Annotated in this window: 17 protein-coding genes and 1 pseudogene; 9 read left to right on the plus strand and 9 right to left on the minus strand. The window is 57.8% G+C overall.

Features of this window, described 5'->3' with window-relative positions:
- From I2E69_RS12600 to I2E69_RS12615, 4 genes and pseudogenes are all read left to right on the plus strand, one after another.
- A pseudogene (locus tag I2E69_RS12600) lies at nt 1-205 on the plus strand (DUF4855 domain-containing protein); the annotation flags it as partial.
- Nucleotides 206-220: 15 nt separating this feature from the next.
- Entirely contained in the window at nt 221-1,693 is a 1,473-nt protein-coding gene (locus I2E69_RS12605; protein WP_229095509.1) for a DUF4855 domain-containing protein, read from the plus strand.
- Between the two features lie 51 nt (nt 1,694-1,744).
- Nucleotides 1,745-3,490 carry a DUF4855 domain-containing protein gene (locus I2E69_RS12610; protein ID WP_288331764.1) on the plus strand — a complete coding sequence of 582 codons (1,746 nt, stop codon included), beginning with the start codon at nt 1,745-1,747 and terminating at the stop codon, nt 3,488-3,490.
- 23 nt (nt 3,491-3,513) lie between these two features.
- The gene (locus I2E69_RS12615; RefSeq protein WP_195461585.1) at nt 3,514-4,773 is read left to right on the plus strand and encodes a hypothetical protein; all 1,260 of its coding nucleotides are present in this window, start codon (nt 3,514-3,516) and stop codon (nt 4,771-4,773) included.
- An 86-nt stretch (nt 4,774-4,859) separates the two neighbouring features.
- On the opposite strand, the gene I2E69_RS12620 is transcribed toward I2E69_RS12615, so the two are convergent.
- The 9 genes from I2E69_RS12620 to I2E69_RS12660 form a co-directional block, all read right to left on the minus strand.
- Nucleotides 4,860-5,558: an SGNH/GDSL hydrolase family protein gene (locus tag I2E69_RS12620; RefSeq protein WP_195461586.1), complete on the minus strand. Its 699-nt coding sequence runs from the start codon at nt 5,556-5,558 to the stop codon at nt 4,860-4,862.
- Nucleotides 5,559-5,570: 12 nt separating this feature from the next.
- Complete coding sequence (locus I2E69_RS12625; RefSeq protein WP_195461587.1) at nt 5,571-6,656, minus strand: SGNH/GDSL hydrolase family protein; 1,086 nt, start codon at nt 6,654-6,656, stop codon at nt 5,571-5,573.
- A 7-nt stretch (nt 6,657-6,663) separates the two neighbouring features.
- Nucleotides 6,664-7,299 carry a GDSL-type esterase/lipase family protein gene (locus tag I2E69_RS12630; RefSeq protein ID WP_195461588.1) on the minus strand — a complete coding sequence of 212 codons (636 nt, stop codon included), beginning with the start codon at nt 7,297-7,299 and terminating at the stop codon, nt 6,664-6,666.
- Between the two features lie 11 nt (nt 7,300-7,310).
- Complete coding sequence (locus I2E69_RS12635) at nt 7,311-9,116, minus strand: FAD-dependent oxidoreductase (RefSeq protein WP_195461589.1); 1,806 nt, start codon at nt 9,114-9,116, stop codon at nt 7,311-7,313.
- 75 nt (nt 9,117-9,191) lie between these two features.
- Complete coding sequence (locus I2E69_RS12640) at nt 9,192-10,358, minus strand: AGE family epimerase/isomerase (protein ID WP_157359516.1); 1,167 nt, start codon at nt 10,356-10,358, stop codon at nt 9,192-9,194.
- A 58-nt stretch (nt 10,359-10,416) separates the two neighbouring features.
- Nucleotides 10,417-11,811 carry a sugar porter family MFS transporter gene (locus I2E69_RS12645; protein ID WP_229095510.1) on the minus strand — a complete coding sequence of 465 codons (1,395 nt, stop codon included), beginning with the start codon at nt 11,809-11,811 and terminating at the stop codon, nt 10,417-10,419.
- Nucleotides 11,812-11,818: 7 nt separating this feature from the next.
- Nucleotides 11,819-12,922 carry a DUF4434 domain-containing protein gene (locus tag I2E69_RS12650; protein WP_195461591.1) on the minus strand — a complete coding sequence of 368 codons (1,104 nt, stop codon included), beginning with the start codon at nt 12,920-12,922 and terminating at the stop codon, nt 11,819-11,821.
- A 350-nt stretch (nt 12,923-13,272) separates the two neighbouring features.
- Nucleotides 13,273-14,721 (minus strand): phosphodiester glycosidase family protein, encoded by a 1,449-nt coding sequence (locus tag I2E69_RS12655; protein WP_195461592.1) that lies wholly within the window; start codon nt 14,719-14,721, stop codon nt 13,273-13,275.
- A gap of 490 nt (nt 14,722-15,211) precedes the next feature.
- Nucleotides 15,212-16,231: a LacI family DNA-binding transcriptional regulator gene (locus I2E69_RS12660; RefSeq protein ID WP_195461593.1), complete on the minus strand. Its 1,020-nt coding sequence runs from the start codon at nt 16,229-16,231 to the stop codon at nt 15,212-15,214.
- Nucleotides 16,232-16,587: 356 nt separating this feature from the next.
- On the opposite strand from I2E69_RS12660, the gene rbsK reads away from it, so the two are divergent.
- From rbsK to I2E69_RS12685, 5 genes are read left to right on the plus strand one after another with little or no spacing between them, the layout of a single operon-like run.
- On the plus strand, nt 16,588-17,496 hold the full coding sequence (gene rbsK, locus I2E69_RS12665) for a ribokinase (RefSeq protein ID WP_195461594.1): 909 nt from the start codon (nt 16,588-16,590) through the stop codon (nt 17,494-17,496).
- Nucleotides 17,497-17,526: 30 nt separating this feature from the next.
- Nucleotides 17,527-18,537, plus strand: coding sequence for a GRP family sugar transporter (locus tag I2E69_RS12670; protein WP_195461595.1), 1,011 nt, complete (start codon nt 17,527-17,529; stop codon nt 18,535-18,537).
- Between the two features lie 15 nt (nt 18,538-18,552).
- Nucleotides 18,553-19,581: a nucleoside hydrolase gene (locus I2E69_RS12675; RefSeq protein WP_195461596.1), complete on the plus strand. Its 1,029-nt coding sequence runs from the start codon at nt 18,553-18,555 to the stop codon at nt 19,579-19,581.
- A gap of 25 nt (nt 19,582-19,606) precedes the next feature.
- Nucleotides 19,607-22,885 (plus strand): SusC/RagA family TonB-linked outer membrane protein, encoded by a 3,279-nt coding sequence (locus I2E69_RS12680; RefSeq protein WP_195461597.1) that lies wholly within the window; start codon nt 19,607-19,609, stop codon nt 22,883-22,885.
- An 11-nt stretch (nt 22,886-22,896) separates the two neighbouring features.
- A complete protein-coding gene (locus I2E69_RS12685) occupies nt 22,897-24,699 on the plus strand; it encodes a RagB/SusD family nutrient uptake outer membrane protein (protein ID WP_195461598.1) in 1,803 nt (600 codons plus the stop codon).
- The last annotated feature ends 2 nt before the right edge of the window (nt 24,700-24,701 follow it).

Genomic DNA, 24,701 nt, shown 5'->3' on the forward strand with positions numbered 1-24,701 from the left:
GAAACCCAACTGCGACGTGTACAAAAAACGCTTCCGGGAATATATGTCCAACGCCAAATCGGAGGGAATCTACGGCAAACAGCCGCTGAGCTACTACCACGGGACCAACGGGTTCTACGACCTGTGGGCGTCCCCGGCAGAGAAGGACAAGGAACTCTACCACGAATTCTGTCAGTTCGTGATCGGAAACCCATTGCGGAAATAAAAATCGGATACCGGCATGACAACCACAAGATTCATAACAATGCTCCTGTGCTGCGTCTCATTCATCTGTTGCAGCAACGGCAAAAGCGGCGAGGACGAGGGTTTGCAGCCCGCGATGAGCATGAAGATACTGACCTCATCGGCCTCATCGGTGACTCTGCGCGTAGAGAGTGTGAACGCCTCGCACTGCCGCATCCTGTGCGCGGCGACCAACGACGAATCCTCGCGGACGGCCCGGCAGGTCTTCGACGAGGGTAAAACCTACACCGGCAACAGGATCGTAATCGACGGGCTGTCGAAACTCACGACCTACACGGTCTTCGCCGTAGCCTGCAACGACAAAGGCGACTTCGGAACCCTGCAATCCGTTAAATTCACCACCGAAGCGACAGACCCCACGATGTACGCCTGGGAACAGAGCCGCGGCGGAATCCTCTCCTTTTCGGACCTGGTGCTGTGCTACGGAGGCAGTTCGCACCGAACGCCTTACCGGTGGGATAAGCAGCGGTTCGCACCGTTCGTCACCTATACCGACAAGCAGGGAAAGGAGCACTGGCTGTTCGACAGTTTCCTGGCCATCGAGTTCCAGGTAACCAGCAGCGTCGACAGCAAGCCCTACTCCTATATGGTGGGATTGAAACTCACTTCGGCGGCAAAGCCCCAATGGCAGGAGCTGATCGACTACTGGTTCGACAAGGACAACGGTATAAATGCACTCGAAGAGGCCGTGAAAGAGGCCGCACAACGCATGGGAACGCCGCCGTCCAAACGCAAAGTCGTCATGATCATGCCCGATCCGATCATTTACAGGGAGTACGCCGACGAATCCGCATCGACGGTCTACTGGGGCGAACTGAACGGCCGCACAATGAATTTTGCAAATGCCCAAGACCGCACAGCGGTTTACAAGTGGTATATCGACCAGGTGCGCAAGAAATTCAATGAAACAAATTACCAGTATGTCGAACTGGCCGGGTTCTACATTATTTCGGAGGATCTCACCACGCCGAGCTACGGCTGGAACAATGAGCTGAAGCGGTCGGACGAGATTATTCCGCCTATTGCCGAATACCTCAACTCGCTCAACGAATGTCTCTGCTGGATTCCCTACAACCGGGCTTCAGGATATAACAAGTGGACCGATTTCGGCATCAACTACGCCTACATGCAGCCCAACCATTTCTGGGACGATAAAAACGAGCACCCTCTTCCCCGCTTCTTTTCCGATATCAAAGCCAATAATCTGGCGATGGAATTCGAATTCGACGAAGCGCTGCTGGAAGGAAAACCCAACTGCGACGTGTACAAAAAACGCTTCCGGGAATATATGTCCAACGCCAAATCGGAGGGAATCTACGGCAAACAGCCGCTGAGTTACTACCACGGGACCAACGGGTTCTACGACCTGTGGGCGTCCCCGGCAGAGAAGGACAAGGAACTCTACCACGAATTCTGTCAGTTCGTGACCGGGAATCCGCTGCGGAAATAAAATTCAACGTTCAATATTGTTATGAAAGCCTTTAAATACTTTGCATTTTCCGTGTGCTTGGTACTGTTTGCCGGAAGTTCCGGAACTGCCGCCGCACAAAACTACCAGACGACCGACATTCAGGACCTCGCGCTGATCTATCAGGGCGGGAAACACCGGCTGGACTGGACGGTCGACGAATTCCGCCCCTACGTCGTACACCAATTCCTCGACGGTTCGAAACATTGGCTTTTCGACGGATTCCTGTTCCTCGAATTCAAAAACGGCACGGGCCGCTGCTACACCGTCGGGTATGAGAAAGAATTTGCCCGCAAACCCGAATGGGAGTGGCTCCTGGACCACATCTTCGACGAGGGCAAGTCGCTTTCCGCGCTGGACCAATGCATCGGCGAGCAGATCGCAGAGATCGGCAAACCGGCGTTCAGGCATAAGGTCGTGCTGGGACTTCCCGAAGCCGTGCGCGACCAGAAAGACTGGGGCGAACTGGATGGCCGCAGGATGGACTTCTCGAAAGACGAAGACCAGATCGCCGCGACCAAATGGTATATCGACCAACTGATCGCGCGGTTCAAAAAAGCCGGGTACAAACACCTGGAGCTCTCGGGCTTCTATTGGGTCGCCGAAGACACCAACCATTGCGGTGACCTGACCGTCCCGCTCAGCGAATATATCCACGCGCAGAAGAAACTTTTTTACTGGATTCCCTACTGGCAGGCCAAAGGCCACGAGGACTGGAAACGCCTGGGATTCGATGTGGCTTATCAGCAGCCCAACCACTTCTTCAACAAGTCGATCCCCGACAGCCGCCTGGACGAAGCCTGCGCCGTCGCCCGCAAAAACGGCATGGCGATGGAGTTCGAATTCGACGAGCGGGCTACCATTGCCGCCCCCGATACGTTCTATGACCGGATGCTGGCCTATATCGACCGGTTCGAAAAGAACGATGTCTTCAACGCATCGGCCGTAGCCTACTACTGCGGCAACCGCGGTGTACTAACGCTTTTCGAGTCGAACGAACGCAAAGACAAGGTCATCATGGACCGTCTGGCCCGTATCATCTATACGCGCCAGGTGATGAAATACGGATTGCCCGTCAAAAACAAAACCCGCGTGGTGGCCCACCGCGGATTCTGGCATACCGACGGTTCGGCGGAGAACTCCGTTTCCTCGCTGTTAAACGCCGACAAACTGGGCGCCTACGGTGCGGAGTTCGATGTCTGGATGGCTGCGGACGGCAAACTGGTAATCCACCACGACGACAAACACGGCAGCTATGAGATGGAGAAAAATCCCTCGACCGTACTGACGACGCTCGAATTGGCGAACGGCGAGAAAATCCCCACGCTGGAACAGTACCTGCAGGCCGCCCGGAAAACGAAACTCGAACTGGTGCTGGAGGTCAAACCCCACGCTACGCCCGAAGCCGACGCCGAAGCGGTCCGCAAGATCGTGGAGATGATCGGCAAATACGGACTCGCAAAGCGCGTAACCTATATTTCGTTCTCGTTCCATGCGCTGAAAGAGTTGGTGCGCGTGGCCCCGGCCAAAACCCCGATCATGTACCTGGGCGGCGGCACGCTGCCCGAAGACCTGAAAAAAATGGGGATGACGGGATGCGATTTCAACTACTGGGTTTTCCAGAACAATCCGACGTGGCTCCATTCGATCAAATGGCTGAAAATGGCTTCGAACGTCTGGACGGTGAACAACCCGGTCGAAATGTTGTGGGTGATCGAAAACGGGTTCGATTTCATCACCACCGACCGTCCCGACCTGTTCCTCAGGCTCGTCCGGTGACACCACGCCAAAAACGAAAAAAAATGAGACACCGAATTTTACGCTGCCTGCTGATCTGCTGTCTGCTCCTGCCTGCGTCCGCCTGCGCCGACAAAGGTTCCGGCGAAGAGAGCGGCAGCAACGGCGGCAATGCCGACGACGGCAAACGCCCCTATTCCGAGATGATGTACGTCAAGCGCCAGGGCGACAACCTCTACATTTCGGCCAAAATGGACGCTTCGACGGATATCCTCTACTGGTTCAAGCGCTGCCTGTTCAACGAAGTCTATACCTTCTACCGCGTGGGAACCCGTCCCAATACGGACCGGACGCCCACGACCCGCCCGGAAAGCGAACCCGCCGAGGTGCTCAACCTGGCTTACAGCGACAATATCGGCCCGTTCAATATCCAGGGCGGCGGCTGGTGCGGAGCGAACCACAAATACATGGAGCGTACGGCCCGGACGGCCTACAACAAGAGTTTCAGCATAACGGTGGACGGGCAGCCCCTCGAAGGCGACAAGGCCGTATGGAGCCGGCAGGGAATAACGATCGAGGCGGAAAACGTGATTCTCGACCCGACGCATCCGTACAAAAACGCCGATAACGAGGAGGAACTGCGCGATAAGCTGTGCCACGAGTTCGCAACCTACCGGATCTTCCGCAACAACATCGACGTGACGGTACGCCACGATTTCTGCTGCAAAAATCCAGTGACGATAGCGATTTACTACGGCATGCAGTCGATGTTCGCGAACAAGACCCATTTCGCCACGCCGGGCGGGGCTTACAGCAACTGGACACCCCCTCCCGCAGCCGGGGAATCGTCATTCACCAAAGCCGACTACCCCGATTTCCGACGATTCGTGGAGAAAAATACAAAGGCTTACCAGTCGGCATATCTGTTGCCGGACGGGTTGGGCGACCATAGCTGGCTGGCAGATGCCGACGTGATGTTCATCTGTGCATCCTACGGCAAAAGTTACCACAAGCTGATTTCGAACAAACCGATCCAAAACGGCGATGCGATCGACTGGCGCGGCGTTTACACCTGGTTCGCAGCGCCGATTGCCGACGACGGCGACATGCTGTGCTACGAAGGAGCAGTGAACGGATATCCGGCGGTCTTCATCGACACCAAAAGAGCGTGTGAAAAAAGCATAACGCTGCCTTCGCACCTCGATCCGGAGAAGTACGAAACGATCGGCCCGAACGGAGGAATCCGCATCACGCCCGACGGAGCCGGGAAGCTCCGGATTTCGGCCGATAAGGCCGGCGGATGCGTCCTGTCGTTCTGCAAGTGACCGAGCGGCCCCTGCCGGGAACAGCCAAAGAAAGAGGTCGACGGCAATCGTCGACCTCTTTTTTTGTGCAGATACCGGCCCGCAGGCTATTTATGACGCTTGGATCCCGTGTGTTTGAGCGCAGCGCCGATCACCGGCTGCACGATCGCCTCCATTACATCGTAACCTGCCTCCGTGGGGTGAACGCCGTCGCCGGTATAGGCGGCGATCATTCCCCCGTCCGGCTCGGCCATCGGCGTGTGGTAATCGACATAGGGAATCTTCTCCTGCGCGGCATAGGCACGAATCATCCGGTTCAGCTCGATGATCTTCGGAGCGGGTTCCAGCCCCTTGTGCCAGCCGAAATCCCGGGCAGGCAGCAGCGAACAGAGAATGGGAGCGATGCCGTTCGCCCGCGCCAGTTCGACCATCGAGACGATGTTGCCGAAAATGTGCGGCAGCGAGATATAGCCGTTATTCTGGGCGATGTCGTTCGCACCTCCGCAGATCACCACGACCTGCGGATGCAGGTCGATGACATCGGCCCGGAAACGCACGAGCATCTGCGAAGTCGTCTGGCCGCTGATGCCGCGGCTCACATAACCGTTCGAAGAAAAGAATCCGGGGTGTTTGCCGATCCAGCCCTCGGTGATCGAATTGCCCATGAAAACCGCTTTCGGCGCGGAAGGTTGTTCCCGGTTCGCCTGTTCGAACCTGCTAAAACCGGCCCAGTCATTCTGGGCATGCGCATCGGCGCAGATCACAATGCCGGCAAGTACGGCAACGACAGTCAATAGTTTTTTCATTTTATGCTGATTTTATTCGATTGCCCGCAGCGGCATCTCCCAACCGGTGATCGTTGCGATGTAGGGAATTACCGCCGCGGCTATTTTGCGGTGTCCGCGGTAATTGGGGTGATAGCCCGCTCCCAGATCTGCATCCATGTCGTGAATCTCGTCGAATTGCAGGATACAATGCAGGTTCTTATCGTTCAATCCCTTGATAATCGTTCGGGCGAAATCGGAAAACGGCTCGGCGCCCTGCGGCACGACGTAGAGGATCGGCACGTCGCCGTATTTTTCACGCAAATTGCCGCACATGCGCCGGAAAGCCTTCCCGAACACACGCTCCGAAGGCACAATGTCCGCACTCAGATCGTTGGTTCCCAATTTGATGACCACAATATCGGGTTTATAGCCCTGAAAATCCCATCGGGAATCGGCGACCTCGTCGAACGTGCGCATCATGCGGTCGGTCATGGTCATCTCCGAAGCCGCTTTCGGATCGCCCCAATTACGCACGATCCCCCGTCCCGAATGAGCGATCAGCACGTAATCCGCATCGAAGTAGCGGGCCGTAATGCAGGCCCAGGCCAGGTCGCAATTCTCGGTCCGGGGCGTAAACGGCTCGCGGGGCGACAGCCCCTCGGTTCCGTAACCGCAGGTATGCGAGTCGCCGATAAACTCGATCAACCTCCCCGGTGCGGGCGGCGGCGCCAGCAACCTGCCGTCGGTCTCTATCGCGTAGAGCGTCGTTCGCCCCTGCTCGGCTTCGGTCCGCTTCTGAACCGTCACGGTGTGCGGTCCGCGGCGGAGTTTTCCGGCAAGCGGGATGACAGAGGTCCCGCCCTCGACCGTCACCGTGCCATAGAGCTTGCCATCGACGAAGACATTGTAGTAGTTACACCCGGTGTCCGAAGCGCGCATCGAGCAAGCCGTACCGTCGAAACGGAACGAGAAATGGCTGCCGCTCCAATCGAACGACAGGCTGCCGGCGGCGTCTCCGGCGGCACGCCCTACAAAGCGGACCAGTTCCGAATCGGCCCGGCAGGAACGCGGCCCGCCGTCGGCCGCACCGACCCCGGCCGACAGAAACAGCGCGACAGCAAAGAACAGGATTTTCATAGCCGGATTATTTTACGTACGGACGAATCTTGTCGATCCAGACTTTATAACCGTCGGCCTTGAGGTGAATCCCGTCGAAATGGTATTTTTCGGGCAGTTGTCCGTTCTCGGCCATGCTGCTCCAAATATCGATGTATTGCAATCCGCGCGCTGCGGCGGCCTTTTGCAGCAGGGCGTTGAACTCGGCGATACAGACATTCTTGCCTTTGAGCGATTCGCCGCGCGACTCGTCGACGGGCAGTGCGCTCTGGATGTAAACCTTCGTGCGGGGAGATTTGTCCGCAATAATGTCGAGCATCCGCTCATACTGCCCGAGCAGGTCTTCGTTGCTGATATCCGTGAACACCAGATCGTTCACTCCTGCCATAATAAAGATGGCGCGCGGCTGCCCTCCGACGATGGGGTCGAGGCGGGCAAGCATCCCGACGATACGGTCTCCGCCGATACCGCGGTTGAGCACCCGCTTATCCGGGAAATACTCGGACCAGAATCCGCGTTCGGTGAGGCTGTTGCCAAGCATGACGATATTACGGCGTGTTACGGGCACGAGTTCCTCGACATTGCGCTTGGTCGTGTAGTAGTCCTGGGCAGAAACGGCTGTCGTCAGCAGGGCGGCCAGCAGTAAAAAAATCATTTTTTTCATGATCGGATGGTTTATTTGAGATTTCCTTCAAAATCAATGTCCCGCTCGAACGGATGCAATGCCTCGTCGACCATGCGGGCCGCTTCGCGCCGGGTCAGGGGCGTCGTATCGGCGCTCGGGGCAATCCGTCCGCCGGCTCTGCGGAGCAGGTCAGCCGCCGAAGCCGCCGTGAGGGGCGCCGGGTCGTCCTCGACCGCGATCTGCGGGGCATAGTCGTGCAACCCCAGCGTAAATTCCCCGACCGATACCGTCCGCTCGGGGTAAAACCACGAACGATTCGCCCACTGGTAGGGTTCGCCCGTCATGCGCAGGATGCCCGTGGAAGCGATACGCTGCAACAACCCGAAATCCGGATCGTCAGGCTTCACGTCATAGAGCGGCTGAAGATAAGCTTTCTGGGCCAGCAAGGCAGCCTGAAGCCGCCGTACGGGGACTTCGCGGGGCGTACAGCCGGCCTTGACCGCAAGGGCCGCCAGCGTCCCCGCGGCCTGTCCGGTAAGCATGACGACGGGCTGCACGCGCGTCGACCCGTTGATCAGGTTCGAGACCGAGATCGCTTTGTCCGAAACGATAAGATTGTCGGTTCGGGCCGGAATCATTACTCCCGCCGGAACACAAAACGACGGCACGGGCAGGAATGCGATGCCGGGAACGTCGGGACGGCATTTGTGGTGATGGTCCACCGGGTAGTCGCCTACCGAAATACCCGTCCGGTAAAGCGGCGCAGGCCGGTCGTAACGTGCCATCACGTCGTCGAAAGTCAGCATGACGACCCCTTCCGCCCGGCGTCCCTCGCGATGGTAAGGCAGATAGGCCAGTCCGTCGGGAGTGTCGAATTCGTCGGCGGCGATACCCAGGTTGCGGTATCCCAGTTCGGTCTGGATGTAATAAATGAAACGCAGCGTCTTTTCACGCGCCGGACGCAACGCGGCTTCGCGCCGTTCATACGGCAGTTCGACGACATTGAGGTAGATGTCGTTGCCCTTGGTCGGCCAGTTGATCATGTACTTGCCGTTGGGCAGGCGACCGTAGGTAATCACCATTTCGGACGGAATCGGATCGCCGACAGCCGTCGCATTACAACCGGAGAATTCCGCGGGATCGTAGTCCTCGGGGCGCGGGATCGTCCTGTCGGTCCCGGGACCGTAGTCCTTGAGAATCGCAGTGACTGTCAGGTCCTGTACGATATTGCGGGCCTTCTCCGGGGCCAGCGACTCGCCCGTCAGGCTGCGCGAATCCATTCCCAACCGGTAAGGCGTACCGCTCAGGGGAAGCGCGTCGCCCAGGTCGGTGGCGTCGACGGTGACTTCAGCCGAAACCTCCAGCCTGTTGCCGGCTTTGTCGACGAACCGCGCCCCGGTGACTTTACGGCCGCGCCTGAATACCTTCACGGGGCGGAATCCATACTCGACCGACAACGCCGGTTCGGCCGCAGCCATGGCTTTGAAAATACTGTCGGCGACATGGGGTTCGAAGAGCGTATTGCTCACCCATCCGGTAGCCAGAGCCGGGGCTCCTCCGTAATGGGCCCGGAGCGCCTCGCGGAATTCATTCCACAAGCCCGAAGGCAGATTGGCATTGCCGTCGACGGCCGGAACGCCCTGCGCCGTAAACATTCCGCCGAGCATCGGCGTGGATTCGACGACGAGCGTCGTCACCCCCTGCCGCGCCGCGGCAACGGCCGCTGTCGTGCCGGATGTCGTACCGCCGATAATCAGGACATCGACCACCCGACGGGTGGTTTTGGCGGCTGCCGACAGTGCGAAAGCGACGGTTACGACCAATACGGCCGCGAGAAGGAATCCTGTACGTTTCATGCTTTTGACTTTTACGAATGAAACTCGCGGCTCAGGTTCGGGCCGCGAGTGAATTGAATTTGTATACAGGCCCGCCTACTCGCACTGTTCCAGAATTTGCCATATCTGGTACATGCCGCGCGGGACGTGGAAGCATCCCTTCCATTTGCCGCCCTTGAGCGGAAGCAGCACCTCGCCGCGGCGGTTCAGGTAGCCGAACCATTCGGGGTATTCGGAATCTTTGAAGTGCGTCCACATATATTCGTGCAGTTTCCCGAACCAGGCCAGGCACGCTTCGTTGCCCGTCATCCGGTAGCCTTTGATCATCGTGATCGCCGACTCGATATGCACCCACCACAGTTTCTGGTCCCATTCGAGCTGCTGCTGGGGATGGCCCAGCCGGTCCATGAAGTAGAAGATGCCGCCGTACTCCTTGTCCCAGCCGTATTCGATGGTCGACAACGCGATCTTCACGGCTTTGTCGATCAGTTCGGGACGGTTGAGCCGCTTACCCAGGTCCATAATGAACCACATGGCTTCGAGCGAGTGTCCGGGATTGATCGAACGCCCCTCGAACGAATCCACCAGCGAATTGTCCGCCGCCGAGACATTCTCGACGATCAGCCCCAGGTCGGGTTGATAAAACACGTCCAGCACCTCGTGCAGACAGGTTTCGACAATCTGGTCGATGAGCTTCGGATCGATCAGGTGCTCGATTTCGAGCGAGAGGTTGCACAGGATCATCGGCAGCGCAAAGTCCTTCATCGGACGCGTGCCGGGGTGGCCCTTGCTCCATTTGCCCTTGGGATTCGAGCGCTTTTCAAGCACCCGGTCGAAGGTCTTCCTGGCGATCAGGGCGTACTCTTCGTTGCCGGACGCTTTGGCCAACTGCGCAAAAGCCATCGTGGCGAAGGTATAGGAAAAGATGTTGTAGGGATCGACGATCGGCTGTCCGTCGCGCGTGAGCGAGAAGTACCAGTTGTAATCGCCGTCATGCCCGTATTTCCGGAGGAACTCGCCGCCCTGAACCGCACAGTCCAGCCACTCCTTGCGTTGTTCCACCTGGTTGTAAAGCATCGAGAACATCCACACCTCACGGCCCTGCAGCCAGATGAATTTATCCGTGTCGTAGACGCTTCCGTCACGATCGAGGCAGGTGAAATAACCGCCGTACTGTTCATCCTGCGAGTGCTCGAGCCAAAAGGGCAACACACTGTCCAGCAACTCCGACTTATATTGATCGGCTAATTCTTGAAAATTCATCATATTACTATTCGGTTAATTTCGAGGTTGTTAAAACCGCGATGAAAACATTGGTAAACTATTTCTGCCAGTACTTTTCGATCTCTTCGAGCGAGCGCCCCGTGGTTTCGGGAACGGCCTTCCAGATAATCAGGATATAAGGAACGCACATGGCGGCGAAGAGGAAGAACGTACCTGCGGGGGTGAGGTTTTCGAGCATCCACGGCGTCAACTGGCCGATCAGGTAAGTGCCGATCCACAGGGCGAGTCCGGCGATCGACATCGCCAGCCCGCGGATGCGGGTGGGATACATCTCCGAAAGCAGCACCCAGATTACGGCGCAGATCGACACCGCGCAGCAGAAGATGTAGGCCAGGAAGAAGATTAGCAGGAACGTACTGGACACACCCCATGCCGCTCCCCACAGGAAGTAGAGCCCGATGCAGACCAGCGACAGGATCATGCCCGACACGCCCCAGTATACCAAACTTTTACGCCCCACACGGTCGATAATCACCAGAGCCAGAACCGTAGTCAGCATATTGACCATCCCCACGAGTATCTGCGAAAAAAGCGAGTCCCCGCTCGAAAGACCGGCGTTCTCAAAAATCGTCGGACCATAGTAGAGCACCGCATTGACCCCCATGAACTGCCCCAGCACAGCAATAAACACGCCGATCAGAACCGCCTTGCGGATACCCGGAGCGAACAGCATACGCCATTCCGACTTTATCTGCTGCGATCCAGCGGCGCGCACGGCCGCGATCTCCGCCGAGGCGACTTCCGAAGAGCGGTAGATACGCTCCAAAACGGTATGGGCCCGTGCGTCGCAGTTGCGCAGCACGAGCCAGCGCGGACTTTCAGGGATAAAGAAGATGACGATGAAGAAGAGAAGCGCCGGAAGCGTTTCGCTTCCCAACATGCCGCGCCACATCTCCGTTACCAGGATTTTCTGCATCAGGGCGGATGAATAGACCGCCGTTTCGGCCGATCGCAGGATCAGGAAATTGACCAGATAGGCTCCCAGGAATCCGATCGTGATGGCCAATTGGTAGAGCGACACGAGCGTACCGCGCCAGCGCGCTACGGCGACCTCCGAGATGTACATCGGCGAGACGATCGACACGACGCCGATACCCACCCCGCCGATGATGCGGTAAATGACCAACTGCGTGAAATCGGGACTCAGGGCGCAGCCGATGCCCGATACGGTAAAGAATACGGCCGAGATAAGCATCGTCATCCTGCGGCCGAAACGGTCGCTGAGGATGCCGGCCACCGCAACGCCGCCGATCGAACCGACGAGCGCACAGCCGACGAACCATCCCTGCTGCATGGCGTCGAGTCCGAATTGGGCCGAAACCCCGGTCACGGTTCCCGAAATGACTGCGGTATCGTATCCGAACAGGATTCCGCCGATAGCGGCTACGACCGAGAGGAACGCAACGTAGCCTGTGTTTGTCTGTGATTTCATAGTAAGGCTACCTGATATTGAAGTACTCTTTGTAACGGTCATAGAGGTGTCCGGCCTGCAAATAGGCCGACTGCGGACTCATGAAGTGCGAGAACTCGAAGGTGATCGCCTTGTCGTACCCGGCGCGCTTGGCCGCTTCGAGTTTCATGCGCAGTTTGTCGAATTTGATCGGCAGGAATTTGATCGGCATATCGCGGTCGAACGACTCGGCGTTGGTCCAGCACTGCATACCGTATTTATCGGCCATCTTCTTGTTGACGGAGAAGAAAGCGTCCAGTTCGTCGTAGTCGATGTGTCCGTCCTGAAAGGCGCAGGCATCGACCACGTCGTGAATCCCGTCGAAAATCTCGCTCCACTCCTTCTCGTGCTGCTCGACCGACACCGCCTGTTCCTTGGTCAGTTGGCTGCCGCTCGCCATAACGGCTTTCTTGCCGTCGATCCACGGGGAAATGAAGGTCGGCAGTCCGCCGGAAACCGCTTTGCACTGACTGCCCATGGCACGAAACGCCCCGATAGCGCCTTTGGTACTGCGGCTGATCTCGCCGCTCAGATACCAGCCGCCGAAACTCCGATACTTTTCACCGTACATCCTCCAGACCTCGTCGATGACGTATTTATTATGCTCGACTTCACTCGACATGTCGCCCGTGTCCCAGTACCGTCCCGAGTCGTAGAGGCCGAAATAGAATTTCATACCATATTTCTGGGCCAGACGCAGGTACATATCGACCAGGTCGACCGAGGGCATATAGCATCCCTGCCCGAGCAGGTGGGGCGACGGATAGGTGATGAACTTGCGGTATCCCGAGCGAATCAGGATCACGGTATCGATGCCGACGGCCTTCATGTAGCGGAAGTCGGCGTCCCACTCCTTCTCGCCCCAGTTCTGGTGGGGAATATCGTGGGAAATCTCATCCAGGAATGTTCCCGAAATCTGTAATCCGTTCCCTTTGGGGACAATCAGACCGCCCGGGCCCGGGAACGCCTCCGCCGATTCGGCCTCTGCGGTTCCGAGGTTTTCAGACGCCTTGACCAGCCCAGGTACGGCAACCGCCGAGGCGGCAGTAATGGCAATTTTTTTCAGGAAATTCCTGCGGGTCGAGGTTTTCATATTGGGTTCCAATTTTATCGCACACTCAAAATAAAGTAAATTTTATCACTCTACAATGCAAATATAATTAATTTATTTACAATGAAGCAACCTTTTGCCTTTAAAATTCACGATCGGGCAAAAATAAATACGTTTAGCACCGGCAACCGGAGTTCGGCGTGTCATCCTAAGAAAAACCGGTGCGCATACCGACTTCCGTCAGCCGATTTTGCCGGTCCCGATCGGCGATACCGGTCCGCTCCGCGCCTGCGCAGGTGCAGGTGCGATCGCGATAAAAAACCGGGACAGCCGAAAAGCCGTCCCGGGTACAGAAAATTTACCGGCCAGTAAATTATGCCGCCTTTTCTCCGCTACTTGAATCCAAAAGCGCCCTGCACTTTCTTCGACGCTTCCACAGACCCTTTGGAGTTATCCACGGTCTTCTGACCGTTGATGAGCATATCGGGCGAGCTGGACCGTTCGAATACGATGGCCGAAGCGCAGCCCGTATCCTTCATGACCTGCGCCGTTTCCGGAATCGTAAGGCCCACGCTTCCGTTGATCTGCTGTCCGCAGAATGCGATCACCTTACCGTGAGGAGTAAGTCCTATCGACGAGGTTGCATACCGGTTGACATCGGTGGGATAACCCCAGTTGATTCCCGTATTGCAGATCATCTCGTCGGCAGTCTGGATTTGTCCGTCCCATAAGATCATCAACAGGCCGGAGGCTGCATTCTGCGCGTCCCAAACCGTTCCTTCCTCCTTTTTCCGCTCGACATAGGTCGAACCCGGCTTGTAGGGGAACGCATAGAGTTTGTCGTCGAATTTCTGCGACCAGGCCATCTTGTACACACCCTTGCTGTCCTGTCCCAGCGTGCCGAAAGGATAAAGCGCGCCTTCCTGCACGAATTGTCCGCCGCGGAAGATCAGCGGCTCTGCCGTAGATTCGATGCCGACCAGCAGAACATTCCAGGAGGGTTCCTCCGAAGCAAAGGTATAAATCGATTTCTTGTTATCCTTGCCGGCTCCGAGCGCTCCCATCGTCGATTTGCCCGGCGACATGATTGCGATGTAACCGATGCTCTTGGTGGCTGCATTGTTGAGCAGGTCTTCGTTCTTGTAAACTTTGATGTAGTTGGGAAGCGTGCCGTAGGACGAAGTCACGTTCGTCCAGCCCTTGCTCAGCAGCGGATCTACATAATCTTTCACCTTGACGGTATAGTTGTAGTCTTCACCCTGATAGGTAACCACCAGTTTGCCGTCCTCGAGTTCGAGGTTGAACGTCTTGTCGGCGGGCGACTTAACGGTGGCGCCGCTCAACAGGCTGAAATCGAACGTCATGGCGTTGATCTCCATCTCGGGTTTGTAGCCGATCGTGATGAGCTGGCCTTCGACCACCGCATCGGTGTCGCCGACTTTGGCCCCAACAACCGGCTGGAGTATCTCTTTGGGCGTCGCCGTCATCGTATAGGTCACCTCTTTCACGCCGTTGTGCAGTACGACCGAATAAGGAGCCGATAGATTGAGCGTCGAAGTGGCTTTGCTCGGGGTTTTCAGGAGCGCGCCCTTGGTCATGTTGATCGTAACCGACACACTGGTCAGGTCGGACAACTCCTCGAATGCGAATTTGATGGTTTTGTCGGCATCGGAAATCACGGCATTGGCTGTTTTAGAGCCGTCGACCGCCACAACAGACGCAATCGGATTGGCAATCTCTTTCGAATCGCCCTCACCGTCGTCCTTATCCGAACACGAAGCGAGCCCTCCCCCTACCAGGAGGCCGAGCAATAAAGTCATCAGACTAAAATGTCTTTTCATAATTAAAGGTTTTTAGGTTACAGGAGGTTTGACGTTTTAATAATATGTAGTTTCAGGTCCCCTTTCGCTATAAGTTTTTTTCATTGACAACGGCGCTACATCTTTCGATGTCCTCAAAACAACATTTATTCATTTTGAAATAAAAATGTAACACCTTTGACACACAAACATAGTAATTATTTTTATCAATTATTCAATTTTGAATAAAATAAATAAACATATTTATCCAAATAGCAGAATTACCCGAAAATATCACACCTACCAAGCCGCGACTTAGCAAACCGCACCGCAATACCGAAAGATCATTCGCAGAAATTTTATTTCCGCAAAACATTATTGCCGAAAAACAGAAGAATGAAGAGACACAACGCATACAACGGGAATATCCGTACGGACATCCCCGTTTTCCGCACGGCCTATAAACAAAAGAGAGCCGGCGACAGGCCGAAAAACAAAAACGGGAACCTTGCAGGGTTCCCGTTTTTGTTTTCTACAACAGCAGGTTGCGCACCGAACGCCGGATAATCAGCGACGGCGGCAGGTGCAGGTGCGAAGACGCCGCACCGGGTTCGCGGATAGCGCGGATAAGCAGTTTCACGGCCAGCGTGCCGATCTCGTCCGTGGGCTGCCCGATGCAGGTGATCGCCGGGTCGAGGTAGTTGAAAAGCATGTTGTCGTCGAACGAAACGACCGAAATATCGTCGGGAATCCGCAGGCCCGATTCGTGGACAGCCTTCACCACCCCGAGCAGGATCAGGTTGCTCAGCGCGAAGATCGCCGTAGGCCGCTCGGCCTGGGCCAGCGCCAGTTTGGTCTCCAGATAACCGTTTTGTACGGAAAAATCCTCGCCCGTCACCACGATCCGATCGCCCAGCCCGTGTGCACGCAGCGTATCACCGAATCCGCGCACGCGGTCCCGCACGGGCATCGAATGAGGCGTACCCTGAATACAGGCGATGCGACGGTGGCCGTTCTCCAGCAGGTATTCGGCCGCCATCACCGCGCCGCGGTAGTTGTCCGTCGTGACGTATGACAGCATCCCGGCATCAGGCAGGTAGCGGTCGATCAACACCAACGGCATGCCGCCCTCCTGCACGCTTGCGAACAGCGCAGCGTCGTTGCCGCAGGGCGCAGCGATGATTCCATCCACACGCCGCGCCAGCAGGGCCGACAATCCGTCCTGCTCGTTACGCTCGTCCTCCTGCGTGTCGACCACCACCACCTTATAATTATAATTGCGCGACTCGCGGATCACCACGCCCGCGACATTGGCAAAAAACGAGTTTTCGATATTCGGAATCAGCAGGCCGATCGTATCGGTACGATTTGTGCGCAAACCCTTTGCCAGCAGGCTGGGCGTATAGTTGCAGCGTTTGACCTCCTCCATCACGCGCGCCACGGTGCGCTGGCTGATGCGGTATTTGGCCGCATTGCCGCTCAGGACACGCGAAACAGTGGAAATCGAACATCCGGAACGTTCGGCGATGCTAACAAGAGTTTCTTTTTTCATTGTTTTATTTTCAGTTCACCCATGACAAATGTATAAAAAATATCGAGAAAGGAAAGAAAAATGATAAAATAATTTTGGAGGTTTCTAAAAAGTAATTATATTTGCGCAAACGATAAGCGCAAACAGAGTCGAAAAGATAGAATCCGAAAGCACAGACAGCCGCACCATAGGCCATATGAAACGTATCGCATAAAATTGATTTACGAAAACAAGAGGCGCAAAACGGCAAAAAGAGCCTTCGGAGGCCATCGAAAAACAACCTGAAACCCGAAAACAGCATTTCCCCCGAGCGGATGCGTCGTCCGAATCCTCCCGGGTGGAGAAAGTGTCAAAAATTAACCAACGATAACCGAACGATGAACAAGATTCTGGTAATTGGCAGCACCAACATCGACATGATCGCCTGTGTCAAACACCTCCCCCGCCCGGGCGAGACCGTCGGCGAGGCGCGCTTCATGCAATCCAACGGCGGCAAGGGAGCCAACCAGGCCGTAGCGGCCGCACGCCTGGGCGGCGACGTGGCTTTCGTCACGTGCCTGGGCGACGACACCGGGGCCGCAGCCCTCCGTCAGCAATTCACCGCCGACGGCATCAACACCGAAGCCCTCTTCACGGCCAAGGACACCCCGACCGGCACGGCGCTGATCTTCGTCTCGCAGGACGGGGAGAACTGCATCGCCGTAGCCCCCGGCGCCAACCACAGCCTTACGCGCGAAGCGATCGACGCCGTGGCGGACCGTATCGCCGGGGCCCAATACCTGCTCGTACAACTCGAAATCCCGATGGAGACGGTGGCCTACGCCATCGAAAAGGCCTACGAAGCGGGAACCCGCGTGGTGCTCAACCCGGCCCCGGCCATGCCGCTGCCCGACGACCTGCTGAGCAAGGTCTACCTGATCACCCCCAACCGGACCGAAAGCGAAACGCTGACGGGAATCCCCGTACATACGGCGCAGGAGGCCTCGAAAGCCGCCGCCGCACTGCTGGCGAAAGGCGTCGGAAACGTCATCGTCACGCTGGGCGGCGAAGGTGCGCTGATCCAAACACCGGCCGGGGAGCAACTGATCCCGGCGCACACGGTCACGCCCGTGGACACCACCGCCGCCGGCGACGTCTTCAACGGGGCCCTGCTGGTAGCCCTCTCCGAAGGCAGCAGTCTCGCCGACGCCGTACGCTTCGCCTCGCGCAGCGCCGCGGTCTCCGTGACCCGCATGGGTGCCCAGACCTCGATACCGTGGCGCGAGGAGCTGGAAACCCTCGCCTGAACCGAACGAAAACCTTAAAACTCAAATACTATGTTCGTTGTTAACAGCTACTCTTTGGCAGTCATCTTCTGCTTCATCACGATGCTCTGCTGGGGCTCGTGGGGAAACACCCAGAAACTCGCCGGCAAGACCTGGCGTTACGAGCTTTTCTACTGGGACTATGTGATCGGCATGGTGCTCTTCGCCATACTCCTGGGCTTCACGATGGGAAGCATCGGAACCGAAGGCCGTCCCTTCCTCGAAGACCTCGCGCAGGCCCAATGGAAAGGGATCGGCAGCGTCGTCCTGGGCGGTGTGATCTTCAACGCCTCGAACATCCTGCTCTCGGCCTCCGTATCGCTGGCAGGGCTCTCGGTAGCCTTCCCGCTGGGGGTAGGCCTCGCACTGGTGCTGGGCGTCATCGTCAACTACATCGGCGCTCCGAAAGGCGACCCCGCCATCCTCTTCCTGGGCGTTGCGCTCATCGTTGTCGCAATTATCTGCAACGGCATCGCCTCGGGGCGGATGCGCAAAAGCGGCGATTCGGCGGCCCAAAACCGCAAAGGCATCGTGCTGGCCGTCGTGGCAGGCGTGCTGATGTCGTTCTTCTACCGTTTCGTCGCCGCGGCGATGGACCTCGACAACTTCGCAGCCCCCACGCCCGGCATGCTGACGCCCTATTCCGCCATCTTCGTCTTCTCGGTCGGCGTACTGCTGAGCAACTTCGCCTTCAACACCTACGCCATGCGCCGGCCCTTCGTCGGAGCGCCCGTCAGCTACCGCGAATACTTCCGCGGCTCGCTGCCGACCCACCTCGTAGGCGTGCTGGGCGGCGCCGTCTGGTGTCTCGGCACGGCCTTCAGCTACATCGCCGCCGGAAAAGCCGGAGCCGCCATCTCCTACGCGCTCGGACAGGGCGCACCGATGATCGCCGCCGTCTGGGGCGTCTTCATCTGGAAGGAGTTCAGGGGCGCCGACCGCAAAACCAACACGCTGCTGGCCGTGATGTTCCTCTTCTTCATCGCCGGACTGGCCTCGATCATCGCCTCCGGCGGCAACTAAAACCCAAAAACCGAAATGAAAACCTCACTGCTCCCCGCAGCGGCCGCCCTGCTGCTCGCGGGTACGGCCTGCGACTCCCGCCCCGCAGCCGCAACGCCGGAACCGATCCGGCTGATCGTCGAGACCGACATGGGAAACGACATCGACGACGCACTGGCCTTCGACCTGATCTACAAGGCGATGGACGACAGCCGCGTAGACCTGCTCGCCATCGGCAACCACAAACTCAGCCCGACGGCCACCGATTACATCGACATCCTCAATACGTGGTACGGCTACCCCGGCACGCCGCTGGCCCAGTCGCCCACCCCGGTGTTCAACGACCACGCCCCCGACTACACGGCGGCGGTCTGCGCAATGACCCGGGAGGACGGGTCCCCGGCCTTCGCCCGGAGCAAAACTCCGAAACAGATCGAAAATCCCGTCGCACTCTACCGCCGCACGCTGGCCGCACAGCCCGACGGCTCGGTAACCGTCCTTTCGCTGGGATTCGCCACCGAACTGGGAAAACTGCTCGACAGCCCGGCCGACGCCGTTTCGCCCCTCACAGGCCGCGAACTGGTGGCCCGCAAGGTGAAACTGCTCTCGATCATGGCAGGCAGCTACGGCGAAAAACAACGCGCCGAATACAACGTCGTCAACGACATCCCCGCCATGCAGAAACTCTTCGCCGAATGGGAATCGCCGATCGTGCAGAATCCCTTCGAACTGGGAAAACAGGTCATGTACCCCGGCTCGGCCATCGAAAACGATTTCGGCTGGGCGGAACTCCATCCGGTCGTCGAAGGCTATAAGAATTACCACAAAATGCCCTATGACCGCGCGTCGTGGGACCTGCTGTCGGTGGTTTACCTGCTCCATCCCGAATACTTCACCGAAAGCCAGCCGGGAACCGTCGCCGTCGACGACAAGGGCTTCACGCACTTCACACCCGACCCCGGCGGACGCCACAAGTGGTTGACCGCTACGCCCGAACAACTGGTCCTGCTGCGCGACTACATCGTCCAAACCACGACCCGCGCCCCGAAACACCCCAAACACTGACCCAAACACTTCAAGAACCTCGCATATGAATCTTTTCAACTACCTATCCGTAATCCGCCGGAAAATCGTCGGGGGGGGGATTTTCCTCCTCCTGATACTGGCGACGGGACAGGTCTTTGCCCAAAGCAAGGCTGTGTCCGGAACCGTGAAATCCCAACAGGGTGAGCCGCTCGCCGGCGTCACCATTCTCATCGAAGGCACGACGCAGGGAACCTCGACCGATGCGCAGGGAGCCTTTACGCTGTCGGCCAAGCCCGACGACATGCTGGCCGTCTCCTACCTGGGTTACAAGAGCCAGCGCATCAAGGTAGGCCCCCGCACCAAACTAGAGGTCGTCATGACCGAGGACCAGAACCTGATGGACGAGGTGGTCGTCGTGGGATACGGAACCCAGCGGCGGCGCAACATCGTCGGAGCCGTCGAGAACATCTCCGGGGAGGTGCTCGAAAACCGCCCCAACGCCTACCTGCTCCGGTCGATCCAGGGCCAGATTCCGGGCGTGAACATCACGATGGCCGACGGAAAGCCGAGCCGTTCGGCGACGATCAACATCCGCGCGAACACCCAGTCGATCGGCGCAGGCGGCGCGGCTCTCTGCCTGATCGACGGCGTGGAGGGCGACCTGACGGCTATGAATCCCGAGGACGTGGAGAGCATTTCGGTGCTCAAGGACGCCTCCTCGACAGCCGTATACGGCGCCCGGGGAGCATTCGGCGTCGTACTCGTGACGACGAAAAAAGCCCGCCAGGACAAAATTTCGGTCGATTACAGTGGCAGCGTGTCGATCATCAGCGAAACCGTCCGCCCGAAATACGAGACGGACAGCCAGACCTGGTACGACAACTACATGACCGCCTACGTCGGTTATTCGCACCACCTGCCGACGGGCATCAACAACTTCTTTCCGTGGACGCAGAGCTGGGAGGACGAGTACAAGAAACGCATGAACGATCCCGACCAGAGCTACCTGGACTGGGGACTCGACGCCAGCGGCAAATACCAGTACTACGGACGCAACACCGACTGGTACGACATGTTCTACAAGAAATCGACCACGGCCCACCAGCACAACATCCGGATTTCCGGCGGCGGCAAAACCACCAGCTTCATCGCATCGGCCCGCTATTTCGAACAGGACGGCATCTACCGCGTCGGCGACGAGAAGTTCCGCCAGTTGAACGCCCGCGCCAAAGGAACGGTCAACATCACCAAATGGCTGACCGTGGAGAACAACACCGACTTCGTCCGCCGCAACTACCACCAGCCCACGACCTATTCGCAGAGCCTGCTGGTACGCCGCAACCTGGAGCATCAGGGCTTCCCGCTCACCAAGGTCACCAACCCCGACGGAACCTGGACCGCAGCGGCCGTCTACACGGGTTACGCCAACATGGCCGAGGGCAACTCCTACCGCGACAACCTCAAGTTCGACATGAAGAACACGACCGTCGTGACCATCGACCTCATCAAGGACGTGCTGGTGGCGAAGGCCGACTACTCCTACCTGTTCAACCATTCGCGCCAGAACGACGTGATCTCGCAGGTTACCTATTCCAACGGCCCGGAGATCCAGATCTCCTATCCGGCGAGCAGTTCGATGCGCACCACCGAGACGCAGACCGAATACCACAGCGCCAACGCCAACCTGTCGTTCACCCCGCGGCTGCCCGAAGACCATTCGCTCAACGTGATGGCCGGCTGGAACATCGAACACAAACGGGCGCGCAACACCCGCATGGGCCGCGACGGATTCATCGTGGGCGGCAAGCCCAACTATTCGCTGATGAACGGCATCGACTACGTCCTGGAGGACGCCAACAGTTACGACTGGGGTTTCGTCGGCATCTTCTACCGCGCCAGCTATGCCTACAAAGGCAAATACCTCGCGGAACTGAGCGGCCGCTACGACGGCAGTTCGAAGTTCCCGAGCAACGAACGGTGGGGCTTCTTCCCGTCGGCTTCCGTGGGCTGGCGCATGTCGGAAGAGAAGTTCATGAAGGACATCTCCTGGATCAACAACATCAAATGGCGCTTCTCGATCGGCAAGGCGGGCAACGGCAACGTTTCGCCCTACAAGTACATGGAACTGCTGAACTTCACCAAGGCCGGCGTAATCGTCGACGGCAGCCAGCGCACCTATACTTCGGCCCCTTCGTCCGTACTGCCCGCGAACCTCACGTGGGAGACCGCTTCGACGATCAACCTCGGACTCGACATCAACCTGCTGAACAACCGCCTGAGTTTCGTGGGCGACATCTACAAGAAATCCACGACCGACATGTTCGTCACCGGGGCCGAGCTGCCGGCCGTGACGGGTTATTCGGCCCCCTACGGCAACAACGCCGACATGGAAACCAAGGGATTCGAAGTCTCGCTGGGCTGGACGGACAGCTTCCGCGCCGGTAACAAACCCTTCAATTACAGCGTGCGCTTCTCGCTCTGGGACAGCAAATCGAAGATCACCAAATACACCAGCAAATCCAACACCCTGCCCACGATCTACTCCAACGCCTACTACGAAGGCATGGAACTGGGCGAAATCTGGGGTTACCACGTCGTAGGACTCTTCGCCACCGACGAGGAGGCGCAGGAATGGGGTCTGAAAGCACAGGAGAAGACCTTCTGGAGCGGCGACAACAAGTCGTGGAACGCCGGCGACCTGAAATTCGCCGACCTGGACGACAGCGGAGTCGTCGACAACGGCAGCAACCGCCTCGACGACCACGGCGACCTGCGAAAAATCGGCAACTCCTCGCCGCGTTACCACTACGGCATCAATTTCAGCGCAAACTGGAACGGCATCGGTTTCTCGGTCTTCTTCCAGGGACTGATGAAGCGCGACTGGTATCCCGCCGGCGAATCGGGCCTCTTCTGGGGACAGTACGACCGCCCCTACGGATACAGCCTGCCGTGGCAGAACACCGACCGCTGGTCGGAGGATAATCCCAACGCCTACTGGCCGCGCCTGCGCGGTTCGCTGGCCGTCAGCGGACGCGGCACGCTGCGCGCGGCCAACGACCGCTACCTGCAGAATGCGCGTTACTGCCGCCTGAAAAACATCACGCTGGACTACACGCTGCCGCAGCAGATCACCCGCAAAGCCCACATGGAGAAGGTGAAAATCTACGTCTCGGGCGAGAACCTGTTCTTCTGGTCGCCGCTGAAAAAGTATGCCAAGAACTACGACCCCGAAATGATCACGGCGGGCGACGCCGACTTCGCGTCGAAGACGGGAACCGACGGCCAGGGCTACGGATACCCGATGACCAAAAGCGTAACCATCGGACTGAACATCACATTCTAACAAGCAATCCCATGAAACCCATACTGAATAAAATAGCGATAATAGCCGGATTGTCCTTCACGGTCTCCTGCCAGAGCTTTTTCGACGAAGACCCCGTTTATTCGACGACCACCGACACCTTTTTCAATTCGGAAACGGCGCTGGAGACCTATGCGATCGGGTTCCTCGAAAGCCACCTGCCCTCGGCCGCAACACTTACGCGCGGCGACCAGTACAGCGACATCTGCGTGACGACCCAGACCGAAGGATTCCTCAAGACGGGCGGTTACAGCGCCCAGCAGGCCAATAACTGGGCCCGCGGAAACTGGCGTCCGCTGTACAACGTCAACTATTTCCTCAAACACATGAAGGACGCGGCGCCCTATGTGGACGATGCGACGATGAAGCATTACGAAGGCGTCGGCCGTTTCTGGCGCGCCTGGTTCTACTGGGACAAGGTCAAGATGTTCGGCGACGTTCCGTATTACGACGAGCCGATCGACCCCGACGACGACGAGCAGCTCTACAAAGGCCGCGATCCGCGCGAAATGGTCATGCAGAAGGTCCTCGAAGACCTCAACTTCGCAGCCGCCAACTGCTCCACCGCCAGCAAATACGTCAACACCAACGTGATCAACCGCTACGTGGCCCTGGCCCTGAAGTCGCGCATCTGCCTCTACGAGGGAACCTACCGGAAATACCACGGACTCGAAGACAGCGAGAAATGGCTCAAGGAATGCGTCGCCGCATCGGAGGAACTGATGACCGACAGCCCCTACACGCTCGTCGCCACAGCCGGCGAGGAAACGACGAATTACAGCAAGGTCTTCAAGAGCGAGGAACCGCAGTACACCGAAGTGATCCTCTCCAACGAATTCAACACGATGCTCAACCGGTTCCACGACGCTTCGTGGTACTACGCTTCGGGAAGCTACGGAAGCCGCAACTCCGGCCCGAAGGCATTCGTCAACATGTACCTCAACCTCGACGGAACCCGCTTCACGGACAAGGCCGACTACAACAAGACGCAGTTCAAGGACGAGTTCGCGGGCCGCGATTACCGTCTGCGCCAGACCTTCATCACGCCCTTCTACACGAAGAAGGTCGCCGGCAAGGAGACCAACGAATTCGCGAAGGTCTTCCCGGGCCTGACCACGCAGCTGACCTACTACCGCATCATCAAATGGAACACCGACGACGATGCCAACGAGAGCAACACCTCCAGCCCGAACTCGCTTTCGGTGTTCCGCTACGCCGAAATCCTGCTGAACGAAGCCGAAGCCAAGGCCGAACTGGGCGAGATGAACCAGACGGTGTGGGACAAGACGATCCGTCTGCTCCGGGAGCGTTCGGGCGTGAACGGCGCGATGCCCGCAACAGCCGACCCCTACCTGGCAGACTACTACGACCGGGTGACCGACAAATGGATTCTCGAATGCCGCCGCGAGCGGAGCATCGAACTCTATATGGAGAACACCCGGCGCGACGACCTGATGCGCTGGCGGATGGGCCACAAACTGACGGTCGAATTCGCGGGCATCTACATCCCCGAACTGGGCAAACCGTTCGACATGAACGGCGACGGGAAAAACGACATCTGCTTCTACTCGAAAAGCCACCCCAGATCGGGCAGCGCACAGGCCGGGGTTTCGTATGTGGAGGTAACCGCCGAGCCGGGCGACAACGTCACGACGTACGGCGTGAACGAGGACAACTGCCTGGTATATATCCTCGACCGGGAGTGGGCGGATTACAAATACCTCTACCCCGTCCCGAAAAACGCGATCGACATCAATCCCAACCTGCGGCCGCAGAATCCCGGCTGGGACGATTAATC

This window comes from Alistipes sp. D31t1_170403_E11 (assembly GCF_015553985.1).
In the GTDB taxonomy this organism is placed as follows: Bacteria; Bacteroidota; Bacteroidia; order Bacteroidales; family Rikenellaceae; genus Alistipes; species Alistipes montrealensis.